The organism is Pedobacter heparinus (genome assembly GCF_032678725.1).
GTDB lineage: Bacteria > Bacteroidota > Bacteroidia > Sphingobacteriales > Sphingobacteriaceae > Pedobacter > Pedobacter heparinus_A.
Window position 1 is genome coordinate 311,712 of sequence record NZ_JAVTSC010000003.1, and the last position, 17,340, is coordinate 329,051.

Annotated in this window: 13 protein-coding genes; 9 read left to right on the forward strand and 4 right to left on the reverse strand. The window is 41.4% G+C overall.

Translation table 11 applies throughout. The annotated features are described in order from the left end of the window. Positions 1 to 362: 362 nt before the first annotated feature. From R2Q85_RS06730 to R2Q85_RS06745, 4 genes are all read right to left on the reverse strand, one after another. Positions 363 to 2,528, reverse strand: coding sequence for a cation:proton antiporter (locus tag R2Q85_RS06730; RefSeq protein WP_316810984.1), 2,166 nt, complete (start codon positions 2,526 to 2,528; stop codon positions 363 to 365). Positions 2,529 to 2,545: 17 nt separating this feature from the next. Further along, positions 2,546 to 3,088: a hypothetical protein gene (locus R2Q85_RS06735; protein WP_316810985.1), complete on the reverse strand. Its 543-nt coding sequence runs from the start codon at positions 3,086 to 3,088 to the stop codon at positions 2,546 to 2,548. Between the two features lie 12 nt (positions 3,089 to 3,100). Further along, positions 3,101 to 4,147 carry an NAD(P)-dependent alcohol dehydrogenase gene (locus tag R2Q85_RS06740; protein ID WP_316810986.1) on the reverse strand — a complete coding sequence of 349 codons (1,047 nt, stop codon included), beginning with the start codon at positions 4,145 to 4,147 and terminating at the stop codon, positions 3,101 to 3,103. A 90-nt stretch (positions 4,148 to 4,237) separates the two neighbouring features. After that, the gene (locus R2Q85_RS06745; RefSeq protein ID WP_316810987.1) at positions 4,238 to 4,747 is read right to left on the reverse strand and encodes an Lrp/AsnC family transcriptional regulator; all 510 of its coding nucleotides are present in this window, start codon (positions 4,745 to 4,747) and stop codon (positions 4,238 to 4,240) included. Positions 4,748 to 5,033: 286 nt separating this feature from the next. Between R2Q85_RS06745 and R2Q85_RS06750 the strand changes: the two genes are divergently transcribed. The 9 genes from R2Q85_RS06750 (at position 5,034) to R2Q85_RS06790 (ending at position 17,336) form a co-directional block, all read left to right on the forward strand. After that, positions 5,034 to 5,630 (forward strand): RNA polymerase sigma-70 factor, encoded by a 597-nt coding sequence (locus tag R2Q85_RS06750; protein WP_316810988.1) that lies wholly within the window; start codon positions 5,034 to 5,036, stop codon positions 5,628 to 5,630. 66 nt (positions 5,631 to 5,696) lie between these two features. Beyond that, positions 5,697 to 6,851 carry a FecR family protein gene (locus R2Q85_RS06755; RefSeq protein ID WP_316810989.1) on the forward strand — a complete coding sequence of 385 codons (1,155 nt, stop codon included), beginning with the start codon at positions 5,697 to 5,699 and terminating at the stop codon, positions 6,849 to 6,851. 211 nt (positions 6,852 to 7,062) lie between these two features. Beyond that, a complete protein-coding gene (locus R2Q85_RS06760) occupies positions 7,063 to 10,395 on the forward strand; it encodes a SusC/RagA family TonB-linked outer membrane protein (protein WP_316810990.1) in 3,333 nt (1,110 codons plus the stop codon). Between the two features lie 10 nt (positions 10,396 to 10,405). Beyond that, positions 10,406 to 11,770 carry a RagB/SusD family nutrient uptake outer membrane protein gene (locus R2Q85_RS06765; protein WP_316810991.1) on the forward strand — a complete coding sequence of 455 codons (1,365 nt, stop codon included), beginning with the start codon at positions 10,406 to 10,408 and terminating at the stop codon, positions 11,768 to 11,770. Continuing rightward, positions 11,757 to 13,112, forward strand: coding sequence for a TlpA disulfide reductase family protein (locus R2Q85_RS06770; RefSeq protein ID WP_316810992.1), 1,356 nt, complete (start codon positions 11,757 to 11,759; stop codon positions 13,110 to 13,112). Before R2Q85_RS06765 ends, R2Q85_RS06770 begins: the two co-directional genes overlap by 14 nt. Positions 13,113 to 13,267: 155 nt before the next feature. After that, positions 13,268 to 14,413, forward strand: a complete 1,146-nt coding sequence (locus R2Q85_RS06775) for a pyridoxal phosphate-dependent aminotransferase (protein WP_316810993.1) — start codon at positions 13,268 to 13,270, stop codon at positions 14,411 to 14,413. 33 nt (positions 14,414 to 14,446) lie between these two features. After that, a complete protein-coding gene (locus tag R2Q85_RS06780; protein WP_316810994.1) occupies positions 14,447 to 15,295 on the forward strand; it encodes a prephenate dehydrogenase in 849 nt (282 codons plus the stop codon). A gap of 38 nt (positions 15,296 to 15,333) precedes the next feature. Beyond that, positions 15,334 to 16,710 carry a hypothetical protein gene (locus R2Q85_RS06785; RefSeq protein ID WP_316810995.1) on the forward strand — a complete coding sequence of 459 codons (1,377 nt, stop codon included), beginning with the start codon at positions 15,334 to 15,336 and terminating at the stop codon, positions 16,708 to 16,710. Positions 16,711 to 16,721: 11 nt separating this feature from the next. Further along, positions 16,722 to 17,336 (forward strand): RDD family protein, encoded by a 615-nt coding sequence (locus R2Q85_RS06790; RefSeq protein ID WP_316810996.1) that lies wholly within the window; start codon positions 16,722 to 16,724, stop codon positions 17,334 to 17,336. Positions 17,337 to 17,340: the final 4 nt, after the last annotated feature.

Consider the following 17,340-nt stretch of genomic DNA (forward strand, 5'->3'; position numbering starts at 1 on the left):
CCTTATCAACCAGAAGAAAAAACACTTCATATTTCGTATTATGAACAATACATTCATAATAATGCCGCAGCGATGTTTATACTTGGTCTTAAGATCCTGAATAAAGCAGTATCCTTTTAATAAATTTAACTATTGTTTCCCCTCAGCAACTATCTTCTATTTCCTTTGATTATCTTCGATTTCTTTACATTAACAATCAATTACCCTCACATCTATCCATACCTCCGGCAAACAATAGTTGAATATACAGATTATTTCGATAATACAAATCTAAAAGCTTTGAAAATCTTCTTTTTTTTTCTTTTTTTTTCGATTACCGGCTTTAACACGAAGTAAAACGGTAGTGGAAGCATTGCAAATGCCTACTTTTTAAAAAGCCCTTTTACATACTTTCCGGCTTTTCCAATCGCACCGATCCGTTCGGAGATGGTCTCAATCAGGTAGCTGTCAGCCTGTTCTATATTCCCCATATTGATACCGAGTTCCAGCTGTTTGGGATACAACACGATCAGGCTTTGCTCCACAAAATAATTGGACAAATAATAAGGCAGCTTGTTCAGTTGCGGAAGGTAAGAGTTATGTCCTTTACGGGAGGATACAATGATAAAAAGATCATTCATCTTTAATTCTCTGGTAAATATCAGGAAATCATCCCAGTTGTCAAATTCATTAAAGTGTATCTTAACAACATCCGCGCTTCTTTCTGTAATTTTCCCTATAGCTTCGTTGGTCTCCGGTGTACCATAAAAATTTATGGGTATCCCGGCCTCTTTGGCAATTGCCATCAGTTTTTTCAGCCAGTGTAAAAAGCCCGGTTCAGTTTCTGCTTTGGGGGGCATGGCCACCACAATTCTTTTAAAGGTATTTAGCGGCTGTGTTGGCTTGTAAATATAAATGGTTTCGTATACCCTTTTGATGATATTTTCGGCTTTATCTCCCAGAAAGGTGTGCTGATCAGCCTGTTTATGCATGCCTATTACGATATCGCTTACGCCGTGTTCTTTAATGGTATACACAATTCCGTTACTGATGCTCGAATCATACCTGGTTACCGGAATAATACTGTTTTCAGCAGCAGCGGCATGCGATATCGCCTTTTCGAGTATCTTTTTTGAACTTGCTGCATTGTTATTGGATTCCCTTTCATCATCAATCACGTTCAGGCCATAAACCGATGTATGCGTTTTTTTTGATTTCAGCATCACCCCAAAATCTACCAGTTGGGTAACCATATCGGGATAAGCCAGCGAAACCAGTATCTTTTCATTTGTTTGCTCATGAATGGCATTCTCCTCCCCCTCATCCTGTTCAAGAGCCAGCTTTTTAGATGCACCCTCCACCACAAAAGAACTTACCCCACAGCTCACCAGGATCAACAGGATAGTTCCGTTCAGTACGTCTTCATTCAACAGTCTGATGGGCTCTCCAGCGGCAGTCTCGCCGGTTATAATGTTGTAACCCACCAGAATAATCGCTAAAGTAGCAGCAGCATGGGATGAACTTAATCCAAAAATCATTGTTCCTTCGGCCGCAGTTAGCTTAAATATTTTTTGTGTAAGCCAGGCTGCCAGGTATTTGGTAGCCAGTGCAACTGTAATGATGATACCGGCAACTTTTAATGCACCCCATCCCTTCACCAATACAGTAACATCAACCAGCATTCCCACACTGATCAGGAAAAAAGGGATGAATAACGCATTGCCCACAAAGTCTATCCTGTTCATTAGCGGAGAACTATGGGGAACAAACTTATTGAGCACCAAACCGGAGAAGAAAGCTCCTATAATCGCCTCTATACCTGCAGCTTCTGCTAAAAAAGAAGCCAGAAAAACCATGGCCAGCACAAAAATATACTGTGAAATGCTGTCGTCAAAATGTTTAAAAAACCACCGGATAATGATCGGGAATACCGCAAAAACTACCGTTACAAAAACGAGGGTAGATCCAGCTAGCTGCAGCCAGAAAGTTGTAGAAACACTTTCCTTGGTCATTCCTGCAATCCCCGCCAGGATGAGCAGGGCCAGAATATCTGTAATCATGGTCCCTCCTACGGTCATGCTGACCGCCCGGTTTCTGATCACCCCATATTTACTGGCAATCGGATAAGACACCAGGGTATGTGTAGAGAACATACTGGCCAGTAACAAAGAAGACAAAAAACCGTAGCCTAAAAGGTAATAGCTGGCCAGGGAGCCAAATATCAATGGAAATGCAAAAGTGAGCAGGCCAAATATCAATATCCGCTTTCTATTCTTTTTAAACTCTGCCAGATCAATTTCAAGGCCTGCCAGAAACATAATATATAGCAAGCCTACCGTACCAAACAAAACAATGCTGCTGTCCCTTTTAAGCAGGTTTAAGCCATAGGGCCCCACAATCACCCCTGCCACAATTAAACCAATGATATGGGGCACTTTGATTTTGTTCAGCAGTATCGGCGCAAACAGAATGATAAACAGCACCAGGGAAAAGATAATAACCGGGTTTTGCAGGGGCAGAGAAAAATCCAATGAAGATAATAAGATCATAAGCGGCTGTTTGAACGTTATTTTATTTTTTTGGCGTTCAGTGCATAAACAATTTTGCAGTCCTTTTGTGCAATTTCCCTGGCCCCATCCATTCTTCCCTCTCCCAGAAAATTAAGTGTTGCGCTAATCAAGGCATCCGAATTTGGTTTCTCTTCTACAATTTTCAGCACATTGTTATGGTAACTGCCCACATATTCCCTGATCAATACCAATCCCGAATAGGCTTTAACAATAATGTGATTATCCCTATAAGTCATTTCCCACTGTTCTGTTTTGGTATCTCCTAAGGCAGAACCCTCACAGGAAGTTTCTGTACAGCTCATTTTAACACTCCATTTTCCAATAATAGCCGGATTGTCCATAGAAACCGAATCGATTTGTTTCTTTGCGCTATCCAGGGAGTGTTTAATGTTGTCTAATTCTTGTTCTTTTACTTTTAAACGTTGTTCCCAGGCCAACAGTTCCTGCTCTTTCTGAGCAGTCCGCTTTTCACGTTCGTTTAACCCGCAACTTTGCAAAAAAACAATTAAAAGAAATAGGGAGATTAAAATCGGCTTCATAGATTGTCACCTCTATTTCAATGTTGCCATATTAATTACAAAACGATAACGGACATCGCCTTTTACCATGCGGTCGTAGGCCGATTGGATGTCCTTAATGTCAATCATTTCAATATCTGAAACAATATTGTTTGCTGCGCAGAAATCCAGCATTTCCTGAGTTTCGGCTATACCACCTATACCAGAACCGGCAAGGCTTTTACGTCCGCCCAATAGGCTAAATGCAGCCACTTCTGCCGGCTCGGGTGGCACACCTACACAGATCATGGTACCATTTGTCCTCAACAGAGACAGGTACAGGTTAAAATCGTGCGGGGCAGATACCGTATCTAAAATAAAATCAAAGGAACCCCGTGCGGCCTTTAGCTGATCCTTATCGGTGGTGACCACAAAATTGTGTGCACCCAGTTTTTTAGCATCCGCTTCTTTTTTTGGTGAGGTGCTCAACACCGTTACTTCTGCACCAAATGCAACGCCAAATTTAACCGCCATATGGCCCAGGCCGCCCAAACCTAAAACGGCAAGTTTATGTCCCTTACCAACTTTCCAGTGTCTTAACGGAGAATAAGTGGTAATTCCTGCACATAACAAAGGTGCAACAGCTGCCAGATCCAGTTTATCAGAAACATGCAGCACAAACTCTTCTCTTACTACAATGGTATTGGAATAGCCACCATAAGTTGGCATAGAACCATCGCGCTCCATACCGTTGTAGGTTTGCGTATTTCCTTCCAGGCAATACTGCTCCAGGTCTTGTTTACAGTTTTCACAGACCTGACAAGAATCTACCATACAACCTGTACCAGCCAGATCACCAACTTTAAACTTGGTAACATGATCACCTACCTTAACTACGCGGCCCACAATCTCATGCCCGGGCACCATTGGAAATATCCCAGGTAACCAGTCATTTTTAATCTGGTGCAGATCCGAATGGCAAACGCCACAAAATAATATGTCAAACTGTACATCATGGGGGCCTACCTCACGACGGTTAAAAGTCCAGGGTGCCAACGCTGTGTTTTCATCCTGTGCTGCATATCCTTTAGTTTCTATCATCTTTATAAGTTTTAATCTATACAAATGTAAATTTTAAAGCAGAAAAGGATGGTGTAATCCAGGTCATTTTTTAATGGTCATTTTCAACATTTAGTTCACATCTGATGAGTTATACCCAAGTTTTTTGAGCAGGTGACTTAAATTTATTTTGTTATCATGATGTAATTCGTCCATTACAAAAAAGGTTTGTATGTGATCAACGCATTTCATTTTTAACAATTTATTGGTAATATAACTGTGATATTCCTGCATGTCTTTTACACCAATATGTAACAGGAAGTCAAAATTTCCGCTAAGCTGATAACACTCCCAAACCTGGGGCATGAGCTTTATCTCCTTAATAAAGTCGATCAGGTTGTTATGGGAACTGAGATGTAAATGAACTCCTGTAAATGACACCAGGCTCTTATCAACTTTTAATTTGTTTAAAACAATGGTATAATGGCTGATGTAATTTTCCATTTCCAGTCGTTTTATTCGGGCTGCAGTTGCAGTAGGTGACAAAAAGACCAGATCAGAAAGTTCTGGCATGGGTATTCTGGCATTGCGCTGCAGGTATTCGAGGATCTTGATGTCTCTGTAATCTAAATTTAAGGACATTGGACTTTGGTTGGTTTATAAATAGTTTGGTTAGTTACATCGAAGATGAGAAGTTAAATCCAATTAACCATACAAAAAAAACAAAAAACTTAACCTTCACATTGCAATTCATTGCTACAGACTTAAAATATTTCAGTCATATGCATCATTCGTTCATAAAAAATAAACTTTTATTACCAGTGAATGGGAATTAATATATAAACTTGCAACCTTAAATCATTAAATGTCAATGCATTTACAACGATTTCTATAAAATTATAATCAAACTGAAACTAATCTTATTATTATGGCTACTTACAGTACATATTCTGATCTGGAGTTATTTGATTTATTAAAATCAGGTAGCAACAATGCATTTACCGAAATTTATAACAGGTATTCCAAACTATTGTATGCGCATGCTTACCGGCGCTTACTAAATGAAGCTGAGGCTGATGATATTGTTCACGACTTGTTTACCGCTCTGTGGTTTAAACGTGAAAACCTGGTTTTAAAAACGAACCTGGCGGGATATTTATTTACAGCTGTAAAAAACCGTATAATAGATTATGTTTCTCATAAGAAAATTGAATCCAATTATATAAAATCTTTGCAGAACTTTATAGATAAGGGTGACAATAACACAGATTCTTCGCTGCGCGAAAAGCAAACGGAATTGTTGATAGCCAAAGAGATTGCAGCCTTACCTCCTAAAATGCGGGAAATATTCGAGCTGAGTCGCTATGAAAATTATTCACACAAACAAATTGCTGCAAAACTTGGTATAACTGAAAAAACCGTAAAAAGTCAGATCAATAACGCATTAAAGATATTAAGGCCAAAACTTGGGTACCTGATATGGCTGTACCTGGTCATTCTTTACTACAGTAAAATATTTTTTTGATTTTTATCTCGGCCCAACGCTTTAGTTAACCGTCTTATCTATAATTAACCGTTAATGGTTTTAAAGATGGAAAAAAAACTAGCTAAAACACTACTAGAAAAATACCGGGACAATACCTGTACAGCAGAAGAACAGGAACAGGTTGATGCCTGGTATACAATATGGAATGAGGACGAAGAGGGAAGCTACCTGTCCGATGAACAGTTAAATGCCGCTGTAAAAAGAGTTTACAAGACCTTGCTGATAAAAAGACCAATACCCTTATGGAAGCCTATTGCTTTTGCTGCTGCTGCAGTAGCAGCGATTACTTTGAGTATTTGGATATATACATCCCAGCATCCCGACACCTTGTCATCTCAAACCATAGGGAGAGACCTGGTGAACGACATTGCACCGGGCAAAAACACAGCAACTTTAACGTTGGCTAATGGTAAGAAAATTAAACTCAGCGCTGCCAAAACCGGTATAGTAATAGCCGCAAACAAACTAAGCTATAATGATGGTAGTACTATTTTATCATCCAGAACTAACGATTTGTCATCCGGAGCGAATGCGAAGAACCTGGATCCCTCCGAAGTCGGGATGACAAATGTATCCACTCCCCGGGGGGGCACCTATCAGATCACTTTGCCGGATGGCACCAAAGTATGGCTAAACGCCGCCAGTAGTATTATATTCCCTTCAACTTTATCCCACTCGGCTAGTCACCAGAGAAGAGTTGAACTGGTCGGCGAAGCCTACTTTGAAGTTTCAAAAGATAAAAAACACCCTTTTATAGTGAGTAGTAAAGGACAGCAGGTTGAAGTACTTGGTACGCATTTTAACATCAACGCATACGAGGATGAAGGCAGTATTAAAACTACGCTTTTAGAAGGAAGCCTAAGGGTGTCGTCTTTGTCATACAATAACGTCATACTTAAACCCAACCAACAAGCCACAAATACTGGCGGCAATATACACGTAAAACAAATGGACCCTAATGAAGCAGTGGCTTGGAAAAATAGTTACTTTCAGTTTAACGATACTCCTTTGGAGACCGTAATGCGGCAAATAGCCAGATGGTATGATGTGGAAATTATTTACAAAAATGAAACCGCGAAAAGTGCAAAATTTGGCGGCACCATTGCACGTGACCATCGTATTTCTCAAATTTTAGCTGCCATTACAAAAACCGGAGAGGTAGAATTCAAAATTGAAGGGAAGACAATTATTGTGCAATAATCATAGAAAATGAATCGATTTAAAAACCAGCGAAACAAAATGAACAGGCATTTACGAACGAGAACTTAAACAAACAAGGGCTCCAAAACAAAAAAGCGTGGAGATTTCCCAGGATCTCCACGCCATAAGTTCAGGTTAACCCTTAACCGATTAAATCGGCAGAAATAATTATTCGATAACAAAATCTTAATTAACCTAAACATTCAAATGTATGAAACAAAAAGCTTTTGACCAAGCTATGATATGGCTTTGGCTACCACCAAAAGTGATCTGGAGGGAAACGCTAAACTGTGTGCAGGCAAAAAGCCATCAAACTAAAAAGAAAATCCTATTAGTGATGAAACTTGTATTATTGATGATGACCACTTGCCTGCTACAGGTAAATGCCAATGGATTTGCCCAGCAACTTACTTATAGCAAGAAGGGTACAAATCTGGCGGAGGTTTTTAATGAAATCCGCAAGCAAACCGGCTATTATGTTTTCTATTCCACGAAGAAAATAAACACCAAAAAGCCGCTGGATGTTAATTTTAAAAACACAGGGCTAAAAGATGTGCTTAAGATATGCCTGGAACCGCAAAATCTGGATTATACGATAGAGAACAAAAACATCCTCATTACCAAAAATAAGCTTACCATTTTGCAAAAGGTAGTGGATGTTTTTACAACTATTGTTGTGCAGGGCAAAGTAGTGGATGAGAAGGGATTACCGCTCCCAAACGCAATTATACAGGTAAAAGGAAAAACCCTGGTTTACACCAGTGATGAGCAGGGAACCTTTAGTATTCCAGGCGTTGCTGAAGGCGCGGTGCTAATTATACGATTTGTTGGCCGTCAAACCAGGGAAGTTGAGGCGTCAGCCAATTTGGGAAATGTGGTATTGATACCGGAAGACAGCAAGCTGGATGAAATTCAGATCATAGGTTACGGGCAAACTACCAAACGACTCAACACCGGCAGCGTATCAACCATAACTGTCAAACAAATAGAACAACAGCCGGTTACCAATATACTTTCTTCGCTCTCTGGTCGTATGCCAGGGGTCTTTGTTCAAACTACCAATGGCCTCCCTGGTGGCAATATTAACATCCAGATCAGGGGAAAGGGCTCTATCTCTGCAGGTACAGCGCCGCTGTACATCATCGATGGTGTACCCTTTGAATCGATACTTGTTGCTGCTACGGCGAACATAGCAGGTGCTGCAATTACTGGTGCTACCAATCCGTTAAACTCCATTAATCCCTCGGATATTGAAAGTATCAACATTCTAAAAGATGCTGATGCCACCGCCATTTATGGCTCAAGAGGCACAAACGGTGTCATTTTGATAAGCACAAAAAAAGGGAAAAGAGGGGCTACCAAAGCAAATCTCAATATCAGTCAAGGCTATAACAAAGCTGCCAGCTTTCCAAAGCTGCTCAACCTGGAGCAATACCTCATGCTTAGAAAAGAAGCCTTCGCAAATGACAACCTTAAGCCAAATACCACCAATGCACCTGATCTGTTAACCTGGGATCAAAGCACGGCTACCAACTGGCCGGAGTATCTGTTTGGCAATACCTCCCAATCCACCGACTTACAGGCAGGCCTGTCTGGTGGTGCCGGCTTAACCACTTTTAATACTGCCGGCAGTTTCCACCAGGAAAATAACGTGATCAGCAGCAAAGCCAGATATATCCGTGGCGGTTTAAGCCTTAACCTGAACCATCAATCTGAAGACCAGAAGCTGGAAATGCAGCTAACCAACAATCTGGTCTGGGACCGCAACAAAAGTCCGAATATGAGCTACTCAGCTTCGGGCATAATGCTGCCGCCAAATTTGCCTTTATTTGATGATAATGGACAACATTATTGGTACGCCAGTAACCCACTGGCCGAAATGGAAGCCACAACCAATGCACAGACCAGCAACATCATCAGCAATCTTAACCTCAGTTATGCACTTTTAAAAACCTTAAAACTCAGTGTTAATGCCGGTTACAATACCATAAGTATCAGCCAAACACAACTGTTTCCTACCCGGTCACTATTTCCAGGCAGTGTAAACTATGCGCAGTACGGGCAAAATGACAACAGCTCTTTTATTGTAGAGCCTCAGCTCAATTTCAGGCGCCAGTTTGGCAAAAGTAATTTGACAGTACTTATTGGCGGAACTTATCAGGACAGGTCATCAACCATTGGTTTGTTCAAAGTCAGCAATTTCAGCAATGAAGAACTCATGGAGAATATCGCCTCTGCAACCACAGTAGATATTCGTCTTAAAACCAATACCGCTTACAAATATCTTTCGGGTTTTAGCAGGCTAACTTACAGCTATGGCGACAAATACATACTCAATGCCACCGTTAGAAGGGATGGTTCATCCAGATTTGGTAATGGCAACCAGTTTGGCAATTTTGGAGCCTTAGGTGCGGCATGGTTGTTTAGTGAAGAAGCCTGGTTAAAGGTAAATTTGCCGTTATTGAGTTTTGGTAAATTAAGAGGCAGCTACGGATTAACAGGAAACGACCAGATTACCGATTACCAGTTTCTTTCCACCTATAATACTTCAGGAAAAGTATATCAGGGCCTCACTACCTTAAGCCCGGCACGAATAGACAATGCCAATTTCCACTGGGAAACAACCGCCAAACTGGAATTGGCTCTTGAACTCGGCCTGTTTAAAAATAAGATCCTTTTTAACCTTAACTATTATCAAAATCGCAGCATAGATCAATTGGTACTGTATGCGCTGCCCAGCATTACGGGTTTTCCAAATTACCAGGCCAACTTGCCTGCTGTGGTAGAAAATAAAGGCTGGGAGTTCGAGCTAAACACCCTTAATTTTGAAAACAATAAGCTCAGGTGGTCAACTACCTTCAACATCAGTTTACCAAAAAACAAACTCATCAGTTTCGAAAATTTTCAAAATTCCAGCTATAAGCAAACCCTGCAAATCGGTTATGACATTAACAAAATTAATGGCTACCAGTTATTGCGTGTGGATCAGGAAACAGGTAAGGCCATATATGCAGATCAGAATGGCAACCCAAGTACTTCTCCTTATTCCGGTTACACCATTGGCAAAAGCACCCCGGATTACTATGGTGGGATAGGTAATGTCATCAGTTATAAAGGCTTTTCTATTGATGTCTTTTTTCAGTTTGCCAAACAAATGGCCAAAGGAGGAATCCGTAACAATCCAGGTGTTTTACTAAATAACTACGCCTACATGCTCAAACGCTGGCAACAACCCGGCAACATCAGCACTGTACCCAAAGCCAGCACCATATCCGATATTTATTATACCTCGTCAAGTGCCAATTTTTTTGACGCCTCTTATATCAGGTTCAAAAATCTCAGTATCGGCTATGTCCTGCCTGAAAAAATCAGTAAGCAGATTAAGGCCGGCCAGGTGAATATATACCTGAGGGCACAAAACCTAATCACTTTCTGGCACAAAGAAAACCCATTCATGGATCCGGAATCAGGTGGATTTTTTACCGGCCAAACCAATGTTGCACCTGGAAAATCCTTTATAGCAGGCATCAATTTTACTTTTTAACCGATTAAACATGAAAAAAAATCATATAATTTCAGGTCTTTTGCTGATCATTTTGCTTCAGTTGTCGGCATGTAGCAAGCTGATAGAAATTGACTCACCCAAAAGCCAGCTCACGTCAGATAAAGTATTTGCCGATACCACAAGTGCCAAATCGGCCTTACTTAACATTTATCTGGTACTGGAAAATCAGCAATACAATACCAGTAACAGATACCTTTCTGTATACGCAGACGAAAGTATAAATTCCTCCAACGAACAATGGAATCAGAGCCGGCTCACTGCCACCGAAGGCACTATCCGCGCCAATTGGACTTCTTTGTATAACAGCATTTACCAGTGTAACATGATACTGGAACAGCTTAACATAGCTTCAAAACTGCCTGAGATATTCAAAAGCAAAATTAATGCAGAAGCCAGATTTTTAAGGGCGTATTGTTATTTCTATCTCCTCAACTTATACGGTTCCATTCCGCTCATCACCACAACAAATGTAGATATCAACCGCCAGGCCCAACAAATTGCGCAGGCAAAAGTTTATGAACAGATCATATCAGACTTAACTATTGCCAGATTAAACCTGGACCTTGCTTACCAGGGTGCTGGTAAAATCAGGGCAAACAAAGCATGTGCAACAGCACTTTTGGCCAGAGCTTATCTTTACCAGAGCAACTGGGCTTTTGCAGAAAGTATGGCGGATGAACTGATTAACAGTGGCACCTATACCCCACTGGAAGCACCAGCGAACGTCTTCAAAGCAGGTAGCCGTGAAAGTATTTTGCAATTTGCCACGATCAACGGTTTCGTTACTGAAGCAAGCTCCGTAGTACCGGCATCGGCTACAGTAGCTACTTCCTTTTTTTTCACTGATCAATTTTATCAATCTTTTGAAGCTGCAGACTTGCGAAAATCCAGCTGGATAGGGACCAATATTGCAACATCAGGAGGCATTAGCACGATTTACCGGTATCCGGCCAAATACAAAAACAGAGTAGCCAACACTACCAACCCGGAAAACCTGGTGGTACTCAGAATTGCAGAACAATACCTGATCCGTGCAGAAGCACGGGCACAGCAAGGCAAACTTACAGGTGCAAACAGCGCAGTATCAGATCTCAATCTCATCCGTTCACGCGCCGGATTGGATAACATCAGCCCTTCCACCCTGTCAACAGTGCTCGGGGCCATTTACGCAGAGCGCAGACATGAAATGTTCTTTGAAAATTCAGACCGTTTTATCGACCTCAAACGTACCGGCAACCTGCAATCTGTCATGGCCGTTGCAAAACCTACCTGGTTAGCTACCTCTGCTGTTTTACCAATTCCATTAGGTGACATCACTACCAACTCAAAACTTATTCAAAATGAAGGCTATTAAATTCACGCGAATAATAACAATTCAGATCTTACTCCAGATGGCGATCAACATTCCTGTACAACTTTACGCCCAAAGCAGACTGAATATAAATGACCGTTTGCCGGAGTTACAGATCCAGGATCAATTGAGAATAGTCAACAATCCGGTTACTACTGCTGAGCTGTACAAAAAAGGAATGCTGATCATTAACTTCTGGGCAACCTGGTGTGCACCATGTATCAAAGAAATGCAGTTGATGGCTGAACTACAAAAGACTCACAAGGACAGGTTCCAGGTGATTTGCATCAGCCATGAAAAACAAAAGACGGTTAACGCATTTTTGGAAAAAAACCCTAAACTCAAAAACTCCGGACTAAGAATCATCTCCGCTGATACGCTATTTTCAAAAATGTTTTTCCATCAGGCTTTACCACACAATGTATGGATAGATCAGCGGGGTGTAGTGAAGGCCATCACCGGCGATGACGAAATCAATGAAAAGAATATCCGCAACTTTTTGATCAACAGTAATCAGTACATGACGGTAAAACAGGAAACTCCTTTTGATTCCAATAAAGCAATATACATTCCGGATTCCCTGCTTACTTTTCGGTCCATATTTTATAATCGCCTGCCCGGTGTAGAAATGAGCGGCACAAGAATTAGTACCAGCATGTTGGGCCGGCCCAATGCAAACCGTTTTATGGTTTATAACCTGAGGATACTCACCATTTTATGGACAGCCTGGCAAATGCCCGGAAATGTTGACAGGGAATATTTGTACGAAGTACATACCAGGGATTCATCCAGGTATTTCTGGCCCGGGGAAGGAAAAGATCCCTTGAGATACACTGGTCCTTCCATGTCAAAATGGGCCTTAAACAATTCTTACACTTATGAATTCAGAATTCCTGAGGCCATAGCCGATAGTTTGTTTTTCCCAAAGGTAATTCATGATCTGGAGTTCTACTTAGGGATTAGAACGTCAAGGGAGCTAAGGGAACGGGATTGCTATGTGGTATCCTATCAACCGGGTCATGCCCCTAAAAAGCCAGCTCCAATAGTGGCTGGGAAGGCCATCAATATGCTAAAAAATCAACTGATCATATCCGGTGTGCCGATAGATTTTTTGCTGGATTGGCTGGGCAGATACACGTACAAATCAAAACTACTGACAAGGAAAGAACCTTATCTGAATAAAACCGGAATAGCCTTTCCAATAACTGCTGCAATTGACCTGGGCAGCGATGCAACCCTATACCGTTCCCGGGATCACATTGAAAAGTGTCTTGCGGAACAGTTAAAACTTAAATTTGAGCTTAAAAAAGCCTTGTATCGGGTATTGGTCATACGCGACAAGTAAAAAAGAGTCCTGGGATACCCAGGACTCTTTTTATTTCTCATTTATTTTCTCCTATAAGCATCTAAATTTTTGAGTTAAAAGAATTGAACTTATCTTTAGCCGCGCAGTTGCTTGATCAGCTATTACGACCGCACAAAGGATATAACAATTCAATCATGATTGCAAAAAGACTGGAGGGTATCAGTGAATACTACTTCTCCCAAAAACTAAGGGAAATCGATTCCCTGAATAAGGAAGGCAAAAGTATCATTAACCTGGGCATCGGCAGCCCGGATCTGCCACCGCATCCAGATGTGATCAGGACACTGCAGGTAGAAGCTGAAAAACCAGGAGTACATGGTTATCAGGGCTACAAAGGTATACCCGCTTTGCGACAGGCTTTTGCAGACTGGTATCGGCAATGGTACCAGGTAAGCCTCGACCCCGACACCGAAATATTACCATTATTGGGTTCAAAAGAAGGCATCGTACACATCTGCATGACTTATCTAAATGAGGGTGACGAAGCATTAATCCCTGACCCTGGTTATCCTACCTACAGCAGTGCAGTTAAACTGGCAGGCGGCAAACCAGTAGCTTACCTGTTAAAGGAGGAGCGAAACTGGTGTCCGGACCTCGAAGCACTGGCAGCAAGCGACCTGAGCAAAGTGAAACTGATGTTTGTGAATTACCCGCATATGCCCACAGGCCAGCAAGCTGCCCCAGGTTTGTTTGAAGACCTGGTGCATTTTGCAAAGGAACATGATATCCTCCTGGTACATGATAACCCCTACAGCTTCATCCTGAATGATCAGCCTGCGAGTCTTTTGAAGGTGCCTGGTGCTAAAGAGGTAGTATTGGAGCTCAACTCTTTAAGCAAATCCCACAATATGGCAGGTTGGCGAATCGGTATGCTTTGCGGATCTAAAGAACGGATTGAAGAAGTATTGAGGTTCAAGAGTAATATGGATAGCGGCATGTTCATGCCCCTGCAACTCGCTGCAGCAAAGGCTTTAAGCCTCGGTTCGGACTGGTACAATCATATCAACAACATTTATGCGGAAAGGCGGGCTAAAGTATACCGCATACTCGATATTCTTGGATGTGCTTATTCACTTAACCAGGTTGGACTATTTGTTTGGGCAAAAATCCCGGAACATTATCCCGATGCCTATGCGCTTAGCGATGAAATCCTTTACGGATCAAACGTTTTTCTTACCCCTGGTGGCATATTTGGAAGCCAGGGCAACCGATACATCAGGATCAGTCTTTGCGGAGATCTTTCCAGGTTTGAACAAGCCATAACCCGGATCAGTAAATAACAATAAAGAACGTATAATAATTATATTTGAACAATGAAGATAGCAGTAGTCGGTCTCGGACTTATCGGAGGTTCCATGGCTTTGGTGTTGAAGCAAAAAGGTTTTGCCTCAAAAGTATTCGGCGTAGACAATCAGCAGGCGCACACGCAGAAAGCACTGGAGCTCGGGATTGTTGATGAGATCACTGATCTGAATAATGCAATAGCCAACAGCGACCTGATCATACTAAGTGCCCCGGTAAGTGCCTGTACCGTATTGTTACCTCAGGTACTGGACCAGATCAAGAGCCAGATTGTACTGGATACCGGTTCCACAAAAATGTCGCTGCTGGATGCTGCAAAGGGGCATGTCAACAGGGGCAGATATATCGCCACGCATCCAATGTGGGGTACTGAATTTAGTGGGCCGGAAGCAGCAACCGAGGATGCCTTTGATGGACGGGCGAATGTGATCTGCAATGCAGCAGATAGCGATAAAGATGCGCTGACAACAGTAGAGCAGCTGTATACTTTGCTTGGCATGTATAATGTGTATATGGATGGAAAAGATCATGACGTACACGTGGCTTATGTCAGTCACATTTCCCACATTACTTCTTTCGCTTTGGCCAATACCGTACTGGAGAAAGAAAGAGAAGAAAACGCCATATTTGAACTGGCCAGCGCGGGTTTCGAAAGTACAGTAAGGCTGGCAAAAAGTAGCCCGGCGATGTGGATGCCTATATTTAAGCAGAACAAGGAAAATGTACTTGACGTGTTAAACGAACACATAACCCAACTCAGGAAATTTAAATCCTGTATTGAAAAAGAGAACTGGGATTACCTTACGGAACTCATGGAAAATGCAAACAAAATCAAGGATGTTCTGGATCGGAAAGTGTAAGTAAAATTATGTTATATTAGTCAATTAAATAATGCTCCATGCGAAAACTAATTCTCTTAACTATTCTTTTGGCCCAGGCCAGCTATTCATTTGCCCAGATCAGCTATGAAAAGAATTTTAATACCGCACTGAAAAAAGCCGCTGAAACTAAACGTCCGGTATTCCTGAACATTGGTCCGATATCTAAAAGTACTGTTAAAAGCGCTATCAACAGCAAGGAGGTAGTTCAGTTTTACAATAAAAATTTTGTGAATTATGCAGTTAGCTTCCCCGACTCCGAGGCCGCAGCGTTTATGCGAAAATATCAGTTAAAGATGCTGCCCGCCTATATTTTTCTTGACGCGAATGGTACTTTAATTGCTAAAGGGGCCAAAAGCAGCAGCGCATCAAAACATTATTTAGATTTAGCAAACCAGGCTTTAAACAAGCACTCCAGCGGCTCATCTCTGGCTGACTATGAAGAAAAATACAAAACTGGAAACCTAAGTAAAGATTTATTAAAGGAATATATCAGCGCAAGGCAACAACTTGGCCTGTCTGATAACGCTAAATTAATTGACGAATATGTTGATTTTTTAACCATAGGGGCCTTTAATGACTATAATGAGGTATTGTTTGTTTTAAGAGCGGGTCCATTTGCTTATGGAAAGGCATATAAACTGGCTTACACCAATCGAAAGATTGTTGACAGTATTTATAAAACCCTGTCTTTGCGGGAAAGGATTGATCTCAACAATTGCATCATTAAAAATACCCAAGATGAAGCGGTAGCTACCAAAAATTCAACATTGGCAAACTCATTATCCAATTATGTACGCGGCACCTATTCAAAAAATTATACGGCAGCTAACAAGCAGGCTACCTATCTACTGCTTAATTATTACAAAGCGGTAAAAGACACTAACAATTATTATCGCCAGGCACAATACTATTACGATCAGTATTACATGAAAATTACCGCCGACTCCATCCAAAAAGTAACAAAAAAACTACAGGATAAAAAAGACAGTGTGACTATTGCATCAAAAGAACGTGTAGCGGCCATAGAAAAAAAATACCCTGTAACAGCTACCCGAACAACTTATACTTATACCTCCCTTAGCTATAATACTGACCCGGCAAAAAGCTTAGCGATGATATTAAATAATGCTGCCTGGGATTTTTATATGCTAGGCACCCGTAATATCAATTATCTGACTAAAGCATTGTTGTGGAGTAAACGTGCACTCGAGCTATCGCCAACTGCCGAATACTATGACACCATGGCTCATATATTTTACCGCATGCAGCTGTATGATGAAGCGCTGCTTAATCAGAGCAAAGCGATCGAACTAGCCGGAAAACAAAAAAATGCAAAAGACAGGCTCGTAAGGTTCAAGGCAGCCGCAGAAAAAATGAAACAAAGGCAGCTATAACCATCTTCCCTATGAATAATTTATGCCCCTTATGCAAAACCAGTTACCCACAGAATGTAAAATTTTGCATTAATGATGGCGCGCGGCTGATCGAGGCAGATACTCCCCAAAATGTCGAAAATCCGATGGGTATAAATAACCCTTTTGAGAGCAAACCTATAACCAACCTGGGATATGTTAAAGCTGACCTGGGCAACAGGTTTCTGGCTGCACTGTTAGACGCTTTAATTTGTTTTGCACTGGCAATTCCTGGAACCACCCTCCTTGTATTTGCTTTTATTGCTGCTTATGGAAACGAGGAAACGCTGATGTTCACGCTTGGTATCATTGGCGCATTACTCTTTTTTATCCCTATTGCTTACCAGCTTTTGAAGGATGGCTTTGGTCAGGGCCAAAGCTATGGAAAAAAGGCTTTAAAGCTTTTAGTAATTGACCTGGAAACCAACAGGCCCATTACAAAATCAAAATCCTTTCTAAGAAATATAGTGTCTCTATTGTTGGGAATAGTCCCTCTAATCGGAAATTTTATAGAACCGGTAATGATACTGGCCACGGATGATGGTAGAAAACTTGGCGATCGTGCGGCCAATACCATGGTGATCGATAGAAAATCCTATTTCAATTAAAAAA